2 tRNA genes and 1 rRNA gene are annotated in these 504 nt (G+C 48.4%); all 3 read left to right on the forward strand.

Going from position 1 to position 504, the window contains the following annotated elements:
* Positions 1–117: ribosomal RNA gene (locus ACYVAM_RS31770) — 16S ribosomal RNA — on the forward strand; the annotation flags it as partial.
* A 45-nt stretch (positions 118–162) separates the two neighbouring features.
* Positions 163–236: transfer RNA gene (locus ACYVAM_RS31775), tRNA-Ile, on the forward strand.
* Between the two features lie 27 nt (positions 237–263).
* Positions 264–337, forward strand: a tRNA-Ala gene (locus ACYVAM_RS31780).
* Positions 338–504: the final 167 nt, after the last annotated feature.

The following is a 504-nucleotide window of genomic DNA, read 5'->3' on the forward strand; positions in this document are numbered from 1 at the left end:
TGGAAGTTGGGGGGACCTGAAGGTCGGTGTCAAAGCCGGGCAAGGGTAAACTCGGTAACTAGGGCTAAGTCGTAACAAGGTAGCCGTACCGGAAGGTGCGGCTGGAACACCTCCTTTTTGGAGCCGAATAATGCTACCAATGATGTCAATATGCAAAGCACTGGGCTTGTAGCTCAGGTGGTTAGAGCGCTACACTGATAATGTAGAGGTCCGTGGTTCGAGTCCACGCAGGCCCACAAGTACATGAGTTACAATACATAGCCGGGGGATTAGCTCAGTTGGCTAGAGCACCTGCTTTGCAAGCAGGGGGTCAACGGTTCGAATCCGTTATTCTCCACTTGAACCATTCGGGTTCATTTGTTCTTTGACCTACAGAAAGAGATTGAATCACATTGTTGATTCATGATGATAGAAAACCAAACTAGTTTATCTAGTGACAAATAGGTATCGAGTAAAGCGTGATGAACACGCAGCAAAAGGGCGTCTGGGGGATGCCTAAGGCTT

Source organism: Spirosoma horti (assembly GCF_054776595.1).